This window comes from Pseudomonas medicaginis, from assembly GCF_965119365.1.
GTDB lineage: Bacteria > Pseudomonadota > Gammaproteobacteria > Pseudomonadales > Pseudomonadaceae > Aquipseudomonas.
The window spans coordinates 2687762-2706219 of record NZ_OZ221631.1 but is presented as its reverse complement, the minus strand read 5'-3'; the positions used below and the strand labels follow the sequence as shown (position 1 = coordinate 2706219).

Here is an 18458-nt window from a genome sequence, read left to right as displayed (position 1 = left end):
CGTCTTGCGGTGAGATATCCGCGTCCACCTACACCACCTGTCGATGTGTCCTGGATAAGATCTTGATGAATTTTTCGCGCCTGCTCTGCTCGGCTGCACTGCTACTCAATGTCACACTTGCCCACGCCCAAGGCTTCAAAATTTCCGATATTCGTATCAACGGCCTCCAGCGCGTTTCCGCTGGCAGCGTCTTCGGTGCCTTGCCGTTGAACGTCGGTGACAACGCGGATGAGCGGCGCCTGGTGGAGTCCACGCGTGCGCTGTTCAAGACCGGCTTCTTTCAAGATATCCAGCTGGGCCGTGACGGCAATGTCCTGGTCATCACGGTAGTCGAGCGCCCGTCGGTCGCCAGTATCGAGATCGAAGGCAACAAGGCGATCTCCACTGAAGACCTGATGAAAGGCCTCAAGCAATCCGGCCTGGCCGAAGGCGAGATCTTCCAGCGCGCCACCCTCGAAGGTGTGCGTAACGAACTGCAACGCCAGTACGTTGCCCAGGGCCGCTACTCGGCCACCGTCGACACCGAAGTGGTGCCGCAGTCGCGCAACCGCGTCGGCCTGAAGGTCAACATCAACGAAGGCACCGTGGCAGCCATCCAGCACATCAACGTGGTGGGCAACACGGTATTCCCCGACGAAGACCTGATCGACCTGTTCGAACTCAAGACCACCAACTGGCTGTCGTTCTTCAAGAACGACGACAAGTACGCCCGTGAAAAGCTCTCCGGTGACCTGGAGCGCCTGCGCTCCTATTACCTGGACCGTGGCTACATCAACATGGATATCGCTTCGACCCAGGTCTCCATCACCCCGGACAAGAAGCACGTCTACATCACCGTCAACGTCAACGAAGGCGAGAAGTACACCGTTCGTGACGTCAAGCTCAGTGGCGACCTGAAAGTGCCTGAAGACCAGGTCAAGTCGCTGCTGCTGGTGCAGAAGGGCCAGGTGTTCTCGCGCAAGCTGATGACCACCACCTCCGAGCTGATCACCCGTCGCCTGGGTAACGAGGGCTACACCTTCGCCAACGTCAACGGCGTGCCACAGCCCCATGATGAAGACCACACCGTCGACATCACCTTCGCCGTGGACCCGGGCAAGCGCGCCTACGTCAACCGCATCAACTTCCGTGGCAACACCAAGTCCGAGGACGAAGTGCTGCGCCGTGAAATGCGCCAGATGGAAGGTGGCTGGGCGTCGACCTACCTGATCGACCAGTCCAAGACCCGCCTGGAGCGCCTGGGCTTCTTCAAGGAAGTCAACGTCGAGACACCAGCGGTGCCGGGCGTCGATGACCAGGTCGATGTGAACTACAGCGTCGAAGAGCAGGCTTCCGGCTCGATCAGCGCCAGCGTCGGTTTCTCGCAAAGCGCCGGCCTGATCCTTGGCGGCTCGATCACCCAGAACAACTTTCTCGGCACCGGCAACTACGCCAGCCTGGGCCTGACCCGCTCGTCCTACCAAAGCAAGTACAACATCGGCTTTACCGATCCCTACTTCACGCCAGATGGCGTGAGCCTGGGCTACAACCTGTTCTACAACGCCACTGATTACAACGAATATTACGATGACGATTATTCGTACTATTCCATCAATAGCTACGGCGCCGGCACCTCCCTCGGCTACCCGATCAATGAAACCTCACGGTTGAATCTCGGCGTGACGGTGCAACATGACAGCATCGAACCGGGGACCTACAGCGCCGATGAGATCTACGATTTCATCGAGCGTGAAGGCAAAGACTTCACCAACTTCAAGGCTAATCTCGGCTGGTCCGAATCGACCCTGAACAAGGGCGTGCTGGCCACTCGGGGACATTCGCAAAGCCTGAACCTGATGGCGACGGTGCCTGGCAGCGATCTGAGCTTCTACAAGATCGACTACACCGGGCAGGCCTTCCTGCCGGTCACCGACGCCACCTCGCTGCGTTTACACACCAAACTCGGCTACGGCAATAGCTACGGTTCGACGGACGGCCTGCCGTTCTATGAAAACTACACCGCCGGTGGCGAAGGCTCGGTGCGCGGCTTTGAAAGCGGCACCCTCGGCCCGCGGAACACGCCGGCCACCGGTACCTATGCCAGCGCCGGCCAAGCCTACTACTCGGACCGGGACACCGAGTCACTGGGCGGCAACATACTGATCACCGGCGGCGTGGAGTACCTGTTCCCACTGCCCTTCATCAAAGACAACAAATCACTGCGTACCTCGGTGTTCTGGGACGTCGGTAGCGTCTATTCCGACAAGTGCTACCTGAGCACCACCCAGGGATGCGATGGGGTCGACCTCGGCCAGATGGCCAGTTCGGTGGGGGTCGGGGTGACCTGGTATAGCCCGCTGGGCCCGTTGAGCGCCAACGTCGCCTTTCCGGTCCGAACGCCGGATAACGCTGATACGCAGGTGTTCCAGTTTTCCTTGGGGCAGACGTTTTAAGCGGTGGGGTCAGTCATAAGCAGGGGTTGCTGCGCAACAAACGCAGCTCACCAATAAATCTCAAAAACAGAGGATAACGGCCGATACCCAGGATAAGACCCCGCGACTGGGGTGCAGGACAGAATGGTAGGTCAGTCATGACAGAGATTTATTTGCTGATAGCGCACGGCACGGACCAAGGCGAAGCTTACGTTCTGGGCTGGTTCGATGACCGGAGCAAAGCCCGGGAAGTGGCCGAGCAGAAAGAATGGGAAGCGTACCGCGCCAGCCTGAAGGAGAAACATCCATGGTCCAGCCACAAACCGCTGGCGCCGGACCAGACGGACTATCGCCGCTACTGGATCAAGACCATTTCCAAATTCGAGCATGTGCCGGTGCCAAGGTCCTTTGCGGTTCATTGATCACCACGAATGAATATTCAACGAAACGAGCGTTATCGGTAGCGGTCTAGACGATTAAGCCCATCCGATGAGAGCGTTCTTATGTTGAAATTCCTTGGCGGTACCGTAGGTATCATCTTCCTGATTGGCCTGATCGTGGTGATTGCGCTGTTCAAGTTCATTTTCTGAGCATGGCGGCGGCGATCATTGGCCTGGTGTTCTATCTCCCCGGAGAGCAGATCGCAATAACATGACAATCACAGGGACGGATGCCGCTGGAGGTGGCATTCGACCCTGATGAAGTACGCGTGCCCCATCCCGATTTCCTGCAACTGGGCACGCGCAAGTTGTTCTGCCACCGACGCCCGCTGAGCGCCAAGCGGATCGACCTGACGACCCTCCAATTCCTGAATGAGCGCTACGCCCGTGACCAACATCGCCTCTATCACTACGACGGTTATGCAACCCTGACCGAAGTCGACGAAGCGCATTATCGGGAATCCCTCGGCCAGCCGGCGGCGAACGCCTAGAACTGCGTCACGACCGTAACGCCTGCCGTGTCAAACCGGTCCATGTTCATGAGCGCATCAATCGATTGTTCAAGGCTGATGGTCTTGCCAACCAGTTTTTCAGGCGCCAGCTTGCCGGACGTGATCATCTCCATCATCGCGCCGTAACGGTGAGCCTGCATACCATGGCTGCCGCAGATCTCCAGCTCGTAGGCAATGACCTTGCTCATGGGGATTGCCGGCGTGCTGTGGTCCGCCAGCATCAAACCGACCTGGACATGCTTGCCGCGCCGCCTCAGATTATTGATGGAGTTGAAGCAGGTCGTAGGATGGCCCAGGGCATCCAGCGAAACGTGAGCGCCGCCCTTCGTAATCTCGAGTACCGCCTCGGTGACATCCGCCACCCGGCTTGCGTTGACCGTCGCGACGGCACCGAGCGACTGGGCAAGCTTGAGCTTATCGTCGGAGATATCGATGGCGATGACGTTCGCTCCGATAGCGTGGGCGATCATCACTGCGGACAACCCCACCCCACCACAGCCATGAACCGCCACCCACTGGCCCGCCGAGACCTTGCCTTGATCGACAACCGCACGGAACGAGGTGACGAAACGACAGCCCAGGCTCGCCGCCGTGGCGAAGTCCATGCTCTCCGGCAGCGCAACCAGATTCAAATCCGCCTTGTGGATCCCCACATACTCGGCGAAAGAGCCCCAATGGGTGAAGCCCGGCTGAAACTGGCTGTGGCACACCTGCTGGTTGCCGCTATTGCATTCCGGGCATGCCCCACAGCCACCGACAAAAGGCACGGTGATGCGATCGCTCACCTTCCACCGGGTGACATCCCTCCCCACCTCAGCCACGATCCCTGCCAGTTCGTGACCGGGCACATGGGGCAGTTGAATATCAGGGTCATGGCCTTTCCAGCCATGCCAGTCGCTTCGGCAGACGCCCGTGCCAAGAACCTGAACAACCACACCGTGACGCTCAGGGGTCGGGTCTTCGACGGTCATCAAACGCGGGGGTTGGGAAAAGGCTTCGTAAACTACGGCTTTCATGAGAATCCCTCTACTTTAGAAAAGCGCTATGTCTGAATCCGGGTTCGCGGACAGGCCTTGCCGCGAACCAACGCCAACAGTAACCACAAATCCCCCTGCACGTAAAAATCTCTGTCGCTTAGAGGTTGCAGCTGTACTGGTATTCGAAGGGGAAGTATCCTGGCCGACACCTCTGAGTGTCGCTGAAGCAAAATTCCGTTGTTTCGGCAGACCGACAAAATACAGTCCGGGCAGATGCTTCGCCTGCCCGTTACGATGAGCCCAATATTCATCGCCTGGGCATTCCAACCCGCTCAAAAATTTCAGGTTAGGGCGAAATCCTGTAGCAAACACCAAACTATCAACCTCAGTGTGCTGCCCATCAGACCAGATCACGCCGGTTGGTGTTATCGCCTCGAACATCGGTTTACGCTCGAAAAGCCGTTGCTTGAGGACTCGACGATAAATCCCGTCATCGAGTACCGGCGTACTTTGATCACTCAACCAACGGGTCTTTTCCAACCCTGACCACTTCAGCCACCGATGCATGCTTATGCACGCGTCAACACTCTGCAGCTTGATGCACTGCTGAACCGACAACGAGGCACTGGATGCGGGTCAGGATCGCCGGCAAGCGGGATATCACGGCGGACCGCGATCCGGTGTCGTCTCTTACGTCAATGGAACAACGGTGAGCCTGTTTGATTCGACCGTCGCAGTCATCTGCATTGCCTGCGGATAAACCAGCAGACACTCAGCGATGGCAGGCTCCAGCTCAACCCGCACTCGCCTTGTCAGGGCCCGAGCACCGAAGCGCGGGTCATGCTTTCGGCACAGCCAGTCGCTTGCCGCAACGTCCAGGACCAGCGTACGGCGATGCTGACCGAGACGTTGATTGAGTTTGTTCAGTTCGATCTGCAACAACGCTTCCAGCCACTGGGTTTCGATGCGTTGGAAAACCAGGATGCGATCAATGCGGTTTAGAAATTCCGGTTCGAACCAGGCGTGCAACGCTAGCTCCAACATAGCCTGCTCACCATGTGGGGCGATGCCGAGCCAGCGCCGCCAACCGCGTGAAAAACGTTCCCTGTAGGTGGTCGCTTGCCGGGCTCCAATGTTACTGGTCATGAAGATCAGGCTATTGCGAAAATCCAGCGTCCGGCTACCGCCTGCCAAGGTCAGTTGACCGTTCTCAAGAATACCCAACAAGCTGCGCACCACTTCCTTGCTGGCCTTTTCCAGTTCATCGAACAGCACGATGCCAGGGCGACTGTAGGTACCTTGGATCAATTCGCTATTGAACAGACTAACGCCCTCTTTACTCCCCACATAACCAGGTGGCGCTCCGGTGAGCGCCGCCGAGTAATGCTCCTGGGCCAGGGTGTGCATGTCGATGCGACAAAAAGCATCGGCGCGACCGTGTATGGCCAGTGCCAGCAAGCGGACGATTTCGGTCTTGCCGACACCGGTCGGCCCCATGAACAGGTTCACCGTCAACGGCCTCTCACGGTCACCAATATCGGCCTTAACCACGTTTAGCAACGCCTCGACCGCGCTCATGGCCTGTTCCTGGCCGACAATTCGACTGCGCAACAACGCCATGACTTGGGCGGGATTGAAGACGAAGCGCGAGGTCAACAAATCGGCTGTTGGTGATGCACTGGTCAGGCCAGGCTGTGGGTGGTTTGGGTCGATGCGATCATTCACCAAAGGCACGGTTTAGCCTGCGTATTTTTCTTTACCGTCGTGGGGAATTTCTCCCACCGGGCAATGAGCCACGCCGACGGTGCTACGGGTCAGTTTTTCGACGTTTTCCCGGGCCTTCTGCGCATCCAGTACCCAGGTGCGGTAAAAGTCGAACGGGCAGTCAGCCACGCCCTTGTCGCCGTCCCCGGAGTTATAGACGCCGGTGTAACCGCGATGCAGCAGCTTGAACAAATGATTCTGTGATTGATCGTTCGCTCGCGCATCGCGGATTTGCGAAACGGATAATTGTGCGTACTGAATGCCCATTTCCTCTTCACCGCATTCACCCAGGGTGCGACCGTCGAAGCCAATAATCGCCGAGTGACCAAAGTAGGAATAAACCCCATCGAAGCCGGCCGCATTGGCCACGGCCACATAGCAATTATTGGCCCAGGCCATGCTTTTGGACATCATCACCTGCTGCTCTTTGGCCGGGTACATATAGCCCTGGCAACGGACGATCAACTCCGCCCCTTTCATTGCACAGTCGCGCCAGATCTCCGGGTAGTTGCCGTCATCACAAATGATCAAGCTGATTTGCAGGCCCTTGGGACCCTCGCAGACATAGGTCCGATCACCCGGATACCAACCTTCTATAGGGCACCAGGGAATGCACTTGCGGTATTTCTGGACGATTTCGCCCTGGTTATTGATCAACACCAACGTGTTGTACGGGGCTTTGTGGGGATGTTCCTCATGACGCTCACCGGTCAGTGAAAACACCCCCCACGTGTCTGCCGCACGGCACGCGGCGGAAAAGATCGCAGTCTCTTCGCCTGGAATGCTGGCGGCAGTCGCCATCATCTCATCGTGGTCGTACATGATGCCCATGGTGCTGTATTCAGGAAACACCACCAGGTCCATGCCGGGGAGGCCGCTTTTCATACCGATGATGATGTCGGCGATCTTGCGGGCGTTTTCAATGACCTCGGCTTTTGTATGCAGCCGCGGCATTTTGTAATTGACGACCGCGACACCCACGGTGTCCGGGCTGCTGGAAATATCACCATGACGCATGAAATTTACCTCTGTTAATGGCTGATCATCCAAGGTCTGGAGCCGGTTTTACTCTTGAGCCCCTGTGGATTTTCCTTGGTCGGGGCCAGCGGTTTGCTCGGTGCGCAACAACTGCACCCACTGGGGTGACGACGGTTCTGCTGGTACTCGCCAAGCGTCTGCGGCGCGTGGGCACTTCGCTCGTTGGTCGCCATGGCCTGGCGTTGACTGCTCGACAACGTCGTCAGTGCTGGCGCAGACAACAGCAACCGCCCTCCCGGGCCCGCGCAAAACGGGCACTGGCACGACTCGTGCCGTTGGGCCATGGGCCGCAACATTGTGAAAGAGCCGCAGGTTTGGCATTCGTACTCATAAGTCGGCATGGCGCTCTCCGGACATTGATCGGGCTCGGGCGTGTCTCACAGGTCCGGGGCGATCGGCAGATCGATACTGCCGTCGAGGTGTTTGGTGGGGCCATTGGCGTTGGGGTTGATGTCGAACTCGAAGATTTCGGTGGGCAACCAGAGGGTCGCGCAGGCGTTGGGGATGTCGACCACGCCGCTGATATGCCCTTGCACCGGCGCAGAGCCCAACAGTGCATAGCCTTGGGCGGGCGAATAACCAAACTTGGTCAGGTAGTTGATCGCATTCAGGCAGGCCTGGCGATACGCGATATTCACGTCCAGGTAGTGCTGTTTGCCGGCTTCATCCACCGAGATACCTTCAAAGATCAGGTAGTTCTGGTAGGTCGGGATAATCGGACTGGGTTTGAACACCGGGTTCTTGATCCCGTACTTGGCCATGCCGCCCTTGATCAGCTCGACTTTCATATGGACCCAGCCGGCCATCTCGATAGCACCGCAAAAGGTGATCTCGCCGTCGCCCTGACTGAAGTGCAGATCCCCCACCGACAACCCGGCGCCTTTGACGTAGACCGGGAAGAAAATCTTCGAGCCCCGGGACAGGTCCTTGATATCGCAGTTACCACCATGTTCACGCGGCGGCACGGTGCGTGCGCCCGTGGCCGCGGCATCATCCCGGGCCTGGCCTTTGAGCTTGCCCATGTGCGCGGTGGCGGCCAGCGGGGGGTTGGCCAAGGGCGGCACGCGGGTCGGGTGGGTGTCGATCAGCTCCTGCTCGCGGCGGTTCCAGTCACCGAGCATGACCGGGTCGGGCAGGCAACCGATCAATCCGGGGTGGATCAGGCCGGCAAAGTTGACCCCGGGAATGTGCCGCGAGCTGGTGAACATGCCTTTGAAATCCCAGATGGCTTTCTGTGCGCTGGGAAAGTGATCCGTGAGGAATCCGCCGCCGTTCTGCCGCGAGAAGAAACCGTTGAAGCCCCACATGGATTCGGCCTTGGCGCCGATGTCCAACAGGTCGACCACCAGCAGATCTCCCGGCTCGGCGCCATGCACGCCCACTGGACCGGACAGGTAGTGCACGGTGGACAGGTCGACGTCACGCACATCCGAAGCGTCGTCGTTGTTCTTGATCGCGCCGGCGGTCCAGTCGTAAGTCTCAAGAATAAAGTCATCCCCCGGCTTGACCCAGCAAGCCATGGGAATGTCCGGATGCCAGCGGTTATGGATCTGTTCGTTCTCGGTGGCGGGCTGGTTGAGGTCGACTTTGATCAAGGTATCGGTCATGGCGAAGCTCCTGAACATTAGGGATGTACCGCGTTGGAACCAGTCTCGAATGGCGGCACGAATCGGCCAATACGTTGGATGACGTACCCCTTCGAGCTGGCTTGCCAGCTGCTGCAAAGGGGGCCGATAAACCATCGCGCCGCCCGGCCGCGCCTACACGGAGAGGTAGCGACTGATGGTGGCTTCGTCGACCTTGTCCCGGGTCTCCTCGATCACGAAGCGACCCTTCTCGATCACCAGGAAGCGGTCGGCGATTTCCAGGGTGAATGACAGCACCTGCTCGGAGACCACAATGGTCAGGTCGCGCAGGTGGCGGATCTCTTTCAAACTGCGGGCGATATCCTTGATGATCGACGGCTGGATGCCCTCGGTGGGTTCATCGAGCAACAACACCTTGGGATTGGTCGCCAGCGCCCGGGCAATCGCCAGTTGCTGCTGTTGCCCGCCCGAAAGGTTGCCCCCCTTGCGCGAGCGCATGTCGTGGAGTACCGGAAACAACGCATAAAGGTCTTCGGGCACCTGGCCCCTGGCCGATGCCGGCAGGCCGGTCTGAATGTTTTCCAACACCGTCATGCTGGGGAAAATCATCCGCCCCTGAGGCACGTAGGCGATGCCGTGCTCCACCCGCTCGTGGGTTTCCAGGTTCGAGACTTCCTGGCCATCGACGCTGACCTGCCCCCGCCACTGCGGAAGGATGCCCATCAAGCTCTTGAACAGCGTGGTCTTGCCCATGCCGTTGCGTCCCATCACGGCGACGATTTCGCGCTTGGCCACGGCCAGGTCGAGGTCGTGGAGTATCTGACTCTGGCCGTAACCACAGGACAGCTTGTCTACGTTGAACATGCCTGCTTCCTCAATGGCCTAGATAGACTTCGATGACTTTCGGGTTGTTCTGCACCGACTCCATGCTGCCCTCGGCCAGGACCTTGCCCTGGTGCAGCACCGTGACCTTATGGGCGATGCTCTTGACGAATTCCATGTCGTGTTCGATCACCAGCACCGAGCGTCCCTGGCTGATGCGCTTGAGCAGTTCCGCAGTCTGTACGCGCTCGTTGACGCTCATCCCTGCGACCGGTTCATCGAGCATCAACAGGTCAGGGTTCTGCATCAGCAGCATGCCGATCTCCAGCCACTGCTTCTGGCCGTGGGACAGCAGGTCGGCCTGCTGCTGCAGCAGTTCGCCGAGAAAGATCTCCCGCGCCACCTCTTCAACCCGGGCAATCACTGCGGCACTGCGTTTGAAGAACAACGCGCCAAACACCTTGCGCCCCGCCGGGTAGGACATCTCCAGGTTCTCGAACACCGTGAGGTTTTCGTAGATCGACGGGTTCTGGAATTTGCGCCCGACGCCGGCACGGACGATGTTGTACTCGCGCATCGTGGTCAGTTCCTTGCCATCGAACTGGATGCTGCCGCTGGTGGCGCGGGTCTTGCCGCAGATCAGGTCGAGCACCGTGGTCTTGCCCGCGCCGTTGGGCCCGATCACCACCCGCACTTCATTGCGGTCGATGTACAGGTTGAGGTTGTCCACGGCCTTGAAACCGTCGAAGGACACCGTCAGCCCCTCGATAACCAGCACCGGCTTGTTCATTTGAAAACCCACGGCGGTCATGGCTGCGTCTCCAGCGAAGGACGTTCCGGAGCCGGGGTCGGCGGCGCAGTGCGCGGCGTCTCCGGCAGGGGCGCGGCAACGGCGGCTTGCTGCGGGGTACGCCGCAATAAGCGGCCAAGGGCCTGGCGACCATGGCTGTCCCAGAGTCCGGCCAAGCCATTGGGAAAGTACATGACCACGGCAATGAACAGCCCGCCCATCAGGTACAGCCATAGCTCGGGAAAGGACTCGGAGAAATAGGTCTTGCCGTAGTTCACCAGCAAGGCCCCATACACCGCGCCGAGCAGCGACATGCGCCCGCCGACGGCGGCAAAGATCACCATCTCGATGGACGGCACGATGCCGACGAACGAAGGCGACATGAAGCCCACCTGCAAGGCGAACATGGCGCCGCCAATGGCCGAGAAGGCAGCAGCGATGCAAAACACGAAAATCTTGAAACTGGCCACGTCATAACCGGAGAAGCGCACCCGCTCCTCTTTGTCGCGCATCGCCATCAGCAGCCGCCCGAGCTTGGACGCGAGGACGAAGCGGCCGATGAAAATGCAGCCGAAGAGCAAAGCCGCGTTAATGAAGTACAAAAGCAACTTGGCGCTGTCGCTGCGCAGGTCCCAGCCGAGCAGCGTCTTGAGATCGGTGATGCCGTTGACGCCGCCGGTCAGGCCCTGCTGGCCGACGATCAGCACCGTGAGAATCAGTGCGATGGCCTGGCTGACGATGGAGAAATAAACATCCCCCACCCGCCGCTTGAACAGCGCCATGCCAATGATGAAGGCCAGCACTACCGGCACCAGGATCACCGCCAACAGGGTGAAGCTGAAACTGTGGAACGGTACCCAGAGCCAGGGCAGTTCGGTGATCTGGTTCCAATCCATGAAATCCGGAATGCCCGGCGTCGACTGGATTTTGGTGCTCTGCGGGTCGGAGGCTTCGAGCTTGAGAAACATCGCCATGCAGTAGCCGCCGACGCCGAAGAACACGCCTTGCCCGAGGCTGAGAATGCCGCCATAGCCCCAACACAACACCAGGCCGACAGCGACGAAGGCATAGGTCAGGTACTTGCCCACCATGTTCAGGCGAAAGGCATCCAGGGTCAGCGGGAAGACCACGAAGATCAGCAGCGCCAACAGGCCCACGCCCAACAGGTTCTGCTTACCCGCCAGCATCTTGTCTAAAAGCTTCATTGGCTCGCCTCTACTTGCGCACTTTGATGGAGAACAACCCTTGAGGGCGCAACATCAGGATCAGGATCACCCCGGACAGGGTCAGCACCTTGGCCATCGAACCACTGAGGAAAAACTCCGAGATCGATTGGGTCTGGGCAATGACGAACGCCGACGCAATAGTGCCGAACAGGCTTTGTGCGCCGCCGAAGACCACCACCAGGAAGGTGTCGACTATGTACTGCGAGCCCGCGGTGGGCCCGGTGGAACCAATGGTGGTAAAGGCCGCGCCGGCCACCCCCGCGACACCACAACCGAGGGCAAAGGTCATGCGGTCGACCTTGCGTGTATTGATGCCCACGGCACGGCTCATCAACCGGTTCTGTACCGTAGCCCGTACTTGCAGGCCCCAGCGTGAGCGGTAGAGCAAGAGAAAAATGGCCCCGGTGAGCAGCAAGGTCAGGGCCATCATGAACAGACCGTTGCGCGGGATCTCGATGGACTCGGTGAGGTTGAACGAGCCCATCAGCCACTCCGGCGGCGTGGCGCTGACTTCACGGGCGCCGAACACCGAACGGAAGGTCTGTTGCATCACCAGGGACAGCCCCCAAGTCGCCAGCAGCGTGTCCAGCGGACGTTTGTAGAGCCGACTGATCATCGCCCACTCCACCAGCCAGCCAATGGCCCCGGCCACCAGAAACGACAGGACGATGGCGATGAAAAAGTAATAGGGTTGAAACCACGGGGTGAAATGGCTGGTCAGGCTCGAACAGACATAGGTGGTGTAGGCGCCGATCGTGAGGAACTCGCCGTGGGCCATGTTGATGACCCCCATCTGGCCGAAAATGATCGCCAGCCCCAATGCCATCAACAGCAGCACGCAGAACACGGACAAGCCGTTGAACCCCTGCATCGCCGCGATGGCACCAAATTCCGATAGCCATTCCATGATGATGGACTCCTGCTTGGAGGGAGGATGTGGAAAACCGTTGGAGCCCCATCGCCAGCCAGCCATCTCCTACACAACGCCCGTAGGAGCTGGCTTGCCAGGGATGGCGCCAGCCCTTACTGGTAGCCTTTAGGAAAAGGATTCGGTTCGATCAGATCGGACTCGTACACCACTTTGAACTGGCCATCGGGCTGTACTTCACCGATGCGGGTCTTGCTCCACAAGTGATGGTTTTCATGCACTTTGACGTAGCCTTCAGGCGCGGTTTTCAGCTCGATGCCCGGCGAGGCTGCAACCACTTTGTCGACATCGAAGCTGCCGGCTTTTTCCACCGCAGCCTTCCACAGCCATGGGCCCAGATACGCGGCCTGGGTCACGTCGCCGATCACCGAATCCTTGCCGTACTTGGCCTTGAAGGCGTCGACGAAGGCTTTGTTGTTGGGGTTGTCCAGGCTCTGGAAGTATTTCATCGAGGCATAGAAACCGGCCATGTTCTCGCCGCCGATGCCCAGCAATTCATCTTCGGTGACCGAGAGCGTGAGCAAAGTCTGCTTGGCCGAATTGACGCCCGCCGCATTGAGTTGTTTGTAGAAGGCCACGTTGGAGCCACCCACCACTGCGGCGAACACCACGTCGGGTTTCTTCAGCTTGACCTTGTTGATCAGCGAACCGAACTGGGTGTTGCCCAAGGGGTAGTAGTCTTCGCCGACCACGGTGCCGTGCAGCACGTTTTCAATGTGCTTGCGGGCAATCTTCATCGAGGTGCGTGGCCAGATATAGTCCGACCCCACCAGGTAGAAGGTTTTGGCGCCTTTGGTCTTGGCGATCCAGTCGAGGCTGGCGAGGATTTGCTGAGTGGCTTCCTGGCCCGTGTAGATCACGTTCTTCGACTGCTCCAGCCCCTCGTAGAAAGTCGGGTAGTAGAGCAGGCCGTTTTCTTTCTCGAAGATCGGTAGCACGGCCTTGCGCGAGGCCGAGGTCCAGCAGCCGAACACCGTGGCCACCTTGTCGTTGACCAGGAGCTTCTTGGCCTTCTCGGCGAAGGTCGGCCAGTCGGAAGCGCCGTCTTCCTGGATCACCTTGATCTGCCGACCGAGGATGCCGCCTGAAGCGTTGATCTGCTCGATGGCCAGGCGTTCGGCCTGGATCGAGCCGGTCTCGGAAATCGCCATGGTGCCGGTGGCCGAGTGCAACTGGCCGACCGTGACTTCAGTGGCGGTCACCGCCAGGCCGGTGCTGTTAGCCTCGTCCGCCCATACACCCTGGCTGAACACACTGGCAGCCAACAACGACAGGGCCGCCGCCCCCAGCGCCAGGCGGCGCGGCAACAGGCCTTTAGTCCGGATCAATCGTGGTTCCATGCTGCTACTCCTCTGCGGTGACGCTGACAGCTCGCCTTGGGCGGCCGGCAACGGTGGTGGCATCAGCATGGCGGCGCGGATCGGTGACGGGTATACGCAGCCTGACGTAAGCGCATACGTCATTTGACGTAGGGAAAAATGCACCAAGGCGGCGCACGCTATGGCTCCAGGTCCCGACCGACCGGCACTGCGCGGACGCGCGCGCAGGCAACAGCTGGCGCGGCAAGACGGTGCGGCGCAGGGCATGGAAATTGCTCGGCTATCCGCCACGGGCACACCCGCCAGGCACGGAGCGCCTTGACCCCAGGAGTCTTTCACCGTGCTTCCACCTGGCACCCAGCGCATCGCCAAGATCCGTCGCGACTACAACAGTTGGGTCGCCGACGAAACCATGGAAGACTACGCCCTGCGTTACACACCAAAGTCCTTCCGCAGGTGGTCGGAGCTGCGCATCGCCAACACCGCCCTGGGCGCGGTGTCGTTCCTGGCCCTGGAGGCGATTGGCGGGGTACTGGCCCTGAGCTACGGCTTCACCAACACCTTCTGGGCGATTCTCGCCGTGAGCCTGATCATCTTCCTCACCGGCCTGCCCGTCAGCTACTACGCCGCCCGCTACGGCGTCGATATGGACCTGCTGACCCGCGGTGCCGGCTTCGGCTACATCGGCTCGACCATCACCTCGCTGATCTACGCCAGCTTCACCTTTCTGTTCTTCGCCCTGGAAGCCGCGATCATGGCCCTGGCCTTGGAGCTGTACTTCCATATCCCATTGGCCTTTGCCTATGTGATCTGCTCTGTGCTGGTGATCCCCCTGGTGGCCTATGGGGTGACCCTGATCAGCCGCCTGCAACTCTGGACCCAGCCGTTGTGGCTGGTGCTGCTGGTGCTGCCCTATCTGTTTGTGCTGCTGAAAAACCCCGAGGCCTTCAGCGACTGGACCAGTTTCCAGGGCCGTGATGCCAGCGGCGACTTCAATCTGCTGGCGTTTTGCGCAGCCTGTACCGTGGCCCTGTCCCTGGTGACGCAGATCGGCGAACAGGTCGACTACCTGCGCTTCCTGCCGGAAAAAACCGCGGCCAACCGCAAGCGCTGGTGGGCTGCCCTGCTCTGCGCCGGCCCCGGCTGGATCCTGCCCGGCGCCCTGAAAATGTTCGCTGGCGCCTTCCTGGCGTTTCTCGCCCTGCAACATGAGATCCCCATCGAGCGCGCTACGGAGCCGACCCAGATGTACCTGGTGGCCTTCGGTTATGTGTTCGCCTCGCCGGAATGGGCCCTGGCGGCCATGGTGCTGTTCGTCTTCGTCTCGCAGATGAAGATCAACCTGACCAATGCCTACGCCGGTTCCCTGGCCTGGTCGAACTTTTTCGCCCGGGTCACCCACAGTCACCCCGGCCGCGTAGTTTGGCTGGTGTTCAATGTGGCCATTGCCCTGATGCTGATGGAGCTGGGGGTATTCGACGTCATCGACCAGGTGCTCGGTCTCTACGCCAACATCGCCATCGCCTGGATCGGCTCGGTGGTCGCCGACCTGGTGATCAACAAACCCTTGGGGTTGTCACCGAAATACATCGAGTTCAAGCGCGCTCACCTCTACGACATCAACCCGGTGGGCGTCGGCTCCATGCTGATTGCCTCGCTGCTGTCGGTCCTCGCCCACTTCGGTCTATTGGGTGCGCTGGCCCAGGCCGCTCCGCCCTTCGTCGCCCTCGGCACCTCGCTGGTCATGACCCCCCTGCTGGCCTGGGCCACTCGCAGCCGTTATTACATCGCCCGCACCAGCGATCCGCTATTGCTGCAACCGGTGGCACCGAGCACGCAGATCACCTGCGGCCTGTGCAGCAACCCGTTCGAAACCGCCGACATGGCTTTCTGTCCGGCCTACGGCACGCCCATCTGCTCACTTTGCTGCTCGCTGGACGCGCGTTGCGGCGATCGCTGCAAACCTCACGGGCGTCTGTCGGCGCAGTTCGAAGCGCTGTTGCATTGGTTGCTGCCCAATGCCACGGTGCCTCGCCTGCACACCCGGCTGGTGCATTACCTGGGCCTGCTGCTCGCGCTGATCCTGATGCTCAGCGGCGCTCTGGCGCTGATCTATGGCCAGGCCTCCCAGGGCCTGCCCCACTCGCCGCAAGCCCAGGCGACGCTGTACCAGGCATTTTTCCAGGCCTTCCTGACACTCTCGGTACTGGCGGCCATCCTCGCCTGGTGGGTGGTTCTGACGCGGGAAAGCCGCCGCGTGGCCCAGGAAGAATCGGACCGCCAGACCCTGCTGCTGATGCAGGAAATCGAAGCCCACCGCTTGACCGACCAAGCCCTGCAAGATGCCAAGGAGGCTTCCGAGGCGGCCAACGCGGCCAAGAGTCGCTACGTCACCGGACTGTCCCACGAACTGCGTACGCCGTTGAACAGCATCCTCGGTTTTACCCAGATCCTGCAGCGCGACGCGGCCATGCCGGAGCAGCATCAGGATGCCCTGGCGACCATTCTGCGCAGCGGCTCGCACTTGCTGTCGCTGATCGACGGGCTGCTCGATGTGGCCAAGATCGAGGCCGGCAAACTACGCCTGGAAGCGACGGAAATCCCCTTCCCGGAACTGATCCACGATCTGGAACTGATGTTCACCCCACAAGCCCGGGACAAAGGGTTGCGCTTTCGCCTGGAGCTGATCGGCAAGATGCCGGCGGTGGTGCGAGGCGACGAAAAGCGCGTCCGGCAGATCCTCATCAACCTGCTGGGCAATGCGGTCAACTTCACCGACAGCGGCGAGGTCTGCCTGCGGGTCAGTTACATGCGCGAGACAGCAACCTTCGACATCATCGACACGGGTATCGGCATCGACCCCGAACACATCGAGCGAATTTTCCAGCCTTTCGAACGTGGTGATCTCATGCGCCAGGACAAGGGTGTTGGCCTGGGCCTGACCATTACCCGCATGCTCACCTCGCTGATGGGCGGCGAGTTGCAGGTCAAGAGTCAGCAGGACAAGGGCACCTGTTTCCAGGTGCGCCTGTTTCTCTCGCAAGTACGGGTGCCGCAGGCGGTGATCCATGTCGAACACGACATCATCGGCTACCAGGGGCCGCGGCGTCTGGTGCTGGTAGTGGACGACCATGTGGACCATCGCAAGGTCCTCAGCGGCATGCTCACGCCCCTGGGCTTTGAAGTGGTCCAGGCCAGCAACGGCCAGGAAGCGATTCGCCAGGTCGCCCTGCTGGGGCCGGACCTGATCCTCATGGACCTGTCGATGCCGACGATGGATGGCTGGGAAACCAGTCGGCTGATCCGCCGCAACGCGTTGTCCACGGCACCGATCATCGTGATATCGGCCAACGCCTTTAACGACGAGCGCGAGCGCAGCCTGGCCAGTGTCTGCAACGACTACCTTGCCAAGCCGGTACACACCCCGGAGCTGCTCGAGCGGATCCAGAAACAGCTCGACCTGCACTGGCTGCGCCGCGAAAAACCAGCCCCTGCGACATTCCCCGAACCAGGGATATTGCCCTCACAGCCTGACCTCATCGCCCTCGGCGAACTCAGCGCCATCGGCTACGTACGCGGCCTGCACGAAAAACTCGACGCCATCCAGGCCGAGACGCCAGCCACCGCCCCGTTCATCAGTTCGCTACGCAAACTGCTGAAAAACTTTCGCCTGGACGAAATCAACCGCGCCCTCAAGGAGGCAGAAGATGAATGCACTGACCACAGTCGCTGAACCCGGTGTCGTGTTGATTGTGGACGACACCCCGGACAACCTCGCCATGCTCTCCGACGCCCTCAACGATGCCGGCTACATGGTGCTGGTGGCCCTCGACGGGCTCAGCGCCCTGAACCGCATCGAACGTCGGCGTCCGGACCTGATCCTGCTGGATGCGATGATGCCGGGCCTGGACGGCTTCGAGACCTGCCGGCGGATCAAGGAGCACCCGGCCAACGCCGATATTCCGGTGCTGTTCATGACCGCGTTGACGGAAAGCAGGCATGTGGTCCAAGGCTTTGAAGTGGGTGGCAGCGACTACGTGACCAAGCCGATCCAGACCGACGAAGTGCTGGCCCGGGTCGCCGCGCACCTGCGCACCTCGCGCATCCTGCTGTCGGCCCGAGCGGCGTCACAGCCAGCCGCGCCGAGCCTGGACGACGAACCGGCGCAAAGGGTGCTGTCGGCACGCTTTCAGCTCACCGGTCGGGAAGTCGAGGTTCTGCGCTGGGTAGCCTGCGGCAAGACCAACCGCGACATTGGCACCATCCTCGATCTGAGCCCACGCACCGTGAACAAACATCTGGAACATGTGTACGTGAAGTTAGGTGTAGAGACGCGCACAGCAGCGACCTCCGTGGCCTTGTCGGCCATGACCGATTCTCGCAACAGTGCTGCAAGGTAAGCCACGATAACCAGACATATTGTCGGATGAGCACCCGGGCCGTTTTCGTCCATGACAGAACCTGGTGGATGAAGCAGGAACGTTAGAAACGGCTCTGGATGTTCAGCCCAGCCACCCAGGCATTGTTGACGTCGCTGACATCGCCCGGATTGTGCATGCAGTGGATGTTAGGCACTGTACGAAAAGTGATGTCGCAAACACCCCACAGCACAGGCTAACGAGGCCATCGCGGCATAACATTTCGC

Annotated in this window: 16 protein-coding genes and 1 pseudogene; 6 read left to right on the top strand and 11 right to left on the bottom strand. The window is 60.0% G+C overall.

The features are described 5' to 3' along the window. Window positions 1–65 precede the first annotated feature (65 nt). From bamA to ACMTA2_RS12045, 4 genes and pseudogenes are all read left to right on the top strand, one after another. Complete coding sequence (gene bamA, locus ACMTA2_RS12055) at window positions 66–2432, top strand: outer membrane protein assembly factor BamA (protein ID WP_413795020.1); 2367 nt, start codon at window positions 66–68, stop codon at window positions 2430–2432. Between the two features lie 137 nt (window positions 2433–2569). Next, complete coding sequence (locus ACMTA2_RS12050) at window positions 2570–2833, top strand: hypothetical protein (protein WP_003203536.1); 264 nt, start codon at window positions 2570–2572, stop codon at window positions 2831–2833. A gap of 81 nt (window positions 2834–2914) precedes the next feature. After that, window positions 2915–3001, top strand: a complete 87-nt coding sequence (locus ACMTA2_RS31540; protein ID WP_442087941.1) for a small membrane protein YohP — start codon at window positions 2915–2917, stop codon at window positions 2999–3001. A 68-nt stretch (window positions 3002–3069) separates the two neighbouring features. Next, window positions 3070–3342: pseudogene (locus ACMTA2_RS12045) on the top strand (DKNYY domain-containing protein); the annotation flags it as partial. Here ACMTA2_RS12045 and ACMTA2_RS12040 read toward each other — a convergent pair. The 11 genes from ACMTA2_RS12040 to urtA form a co-directional block, all read right to left on the bottom strand. After that, window positions 3339–4379: a zinc-dependent alcohol dehydrogenase family protein gene (locus ACMTA2_RS12040; protein WP_413795019.1), complete on the bottom strand. Its 1041-nt coding sequence runs from the start codon at window positions 4377–4379 to the stop codon at window positions 3339–3341. The pseudogene ACMTA2_RS12045 and the gene ACMTA2_RS12040 sit on opposite strands and share 4 nt — an antisense overlap. 15 nt (window positions 4380–4394) lie before the next feature. Beyond that, window positions 4395–4880 carry an NAD(P)/FAD-dependent oxidoreductase gene (locus tag ACMTA2_RS12035; protein ID WP_413795018.1) on the bottom strand — a complete coding sequence of 162 codons (486 nt, stop codon included), beginning with the start codon at window positions 4878–4880 and terminating at the stop codon, window positions 4395–4397. A 150-nt stretch (window positions 4881–5030) separates the two neighbouring features. After that, window positions 5031–6074 (bottom strand): AAA family ATPase, encoded by a 1044-nt coding sequence (locus ACMTA2_RS12030; RefSeq protein ID WP_413795017.1) that lies wholly within the window; start codon window positions 6072–6074, stop codon window positions 5031–5033. A gap of 3 nt (window positions 6075–6077) precedes the next feature. Further along, the gene (locus ACMTA2_RS12025; RefSeq protein ID WP_413795016.1) at window positions 6078–7121 is read right to left on the bottom strand and encodes an aliphatic amidase; all 1044 of its coding nucleotides are present in this window, start codon (window positions 7119–7121) and stop codon (window positions 6078–6080) included. Window positions 7122–7135: 14 nt separating this feature from the next. Next, the gene (locus tag ACMTA2_RS12020; protein ID WP_413795015.1) at window positions 7136–7483 is read right to left on the bottom strand and encodes an FmdB family zinc ribbon protein; all 348 of its coding nucleotides are present in this window, start codon (window positions 7481–7483) and stop codon (window positions 7136–7138) included. A 36-nt stretch (window positions 7484–7519) separates the two neighbouring features. Next, window positions 7520–8749, bottom strand: a complete 1230-nt coding sequence (fmdA, locus tag ACMTA2_RS12015; protein WP_413795014.1) for a formamidase — start codon at window positions 8747–8749, stop codon at window positions 7520–7522. Window positions 8750–8902: 153 nt separating this feature from the next. After that, the gene (gene urtE, locus ACMTA2_RS12010; RefSeq protein ID WP_413795013.1) at window positions 8903–9592 is read right to left on the bottom strand and encodes an urea ABC transporter ATP-binding subunit UrtE; all 690 of its coding nucleotides are present in this window, start codon (window positions 9590–9592) and stop codon (window positions 8903–8905) included. 10 nt (window positions 9593–9602) lie between these two features. Further along, window positions 9603–10361: an urea ABC transporter ATP-binding protein UrtD gene (gene urtD / locus ACMTA2_RS12005; RefSeq protein WP_413795012.1), complete on the bottom strand. Its 759-nt coding sequence runs from the start codon at window positions 10359–10361 to the stop codon at window positions 9603–9605. Further along, the gene (gene urtC / locus ACMTA2_RS12000; protein ID WP_413795011.1) at window positions 10358–11545 is read right to left on the bottom strand and encodes an urea ABC transporter permease subunit UrtC; all 1188 of its coding nucleotides are present in this window, start codon (window positions 11543–11545) and stop codon (window positions 10358–10360) included. The genes urtD and urtC overlap by 4 nt, the downstream gene beginning before the upstream one ends. Before the next feature lie 10 nt (window positions 11546–11555). After that, window positions 11556–12473, bottom strand: coding sequence for an urea ABC transporter permease subunit UrtB (gene urtB / locus ACMTA2_RS11995; RefSeq protein WP_413795010.1), 918 nt, complete (start codon window positions 12471–12473; stop codon window positions 11556–11558). A 116-nt stretch (window positions 12474–12589) separates the two neighbouring features. Continuing rightward, window positions 12590–13834: an urea ABC transporter substrate-binding protein gene (gene urtA, locus ACMTA2_RS11990; protein WP_058542510.1), complete on the bottom strand. Its 1245-nt coding sequence runs from the start codon at window positions 13832–13834 to the stop codon at window positions 12590–12592. A 319-nt stretch (window positions 13835–14153) separates the two neighbouring features. On the opposite strand from urtA, the gene ACMTA2_RS11985 reads away from it, so the two are divergent. Together ACMTA2_RS11985 and ACMTA2_RS11980 are read left to right on the top strand one after the other, a co-directional pair. Continuing rightward, window positions 14154–17546 (top strand): ATP-binding protein, encoded by a 3393-nt coding sequence (locus ACMTA2_RS11985; RefSeq protein ID WP_413795009.1) that lies wholly within the window; start codon window positions 14154–14156, stop codon window positions 17544–17546. Next, the gene (locus ACMTA2_RS11980; protein WP_413795008.1) at window positions 17521–18213 is read left to right on the top strand and encodes a response regulator; all 693 of its coding nucleotides are present in this window, start codon (window positions 17521–17523) and stop codon (window positions 18211–18213) included. Before ACMTA2_RS11985 ends, ACMTA2_RS11980 begins: the two co-directional genes overlap by 26 nt. Window positions 18214–18458: the final 245 nt, after the last annotated feature.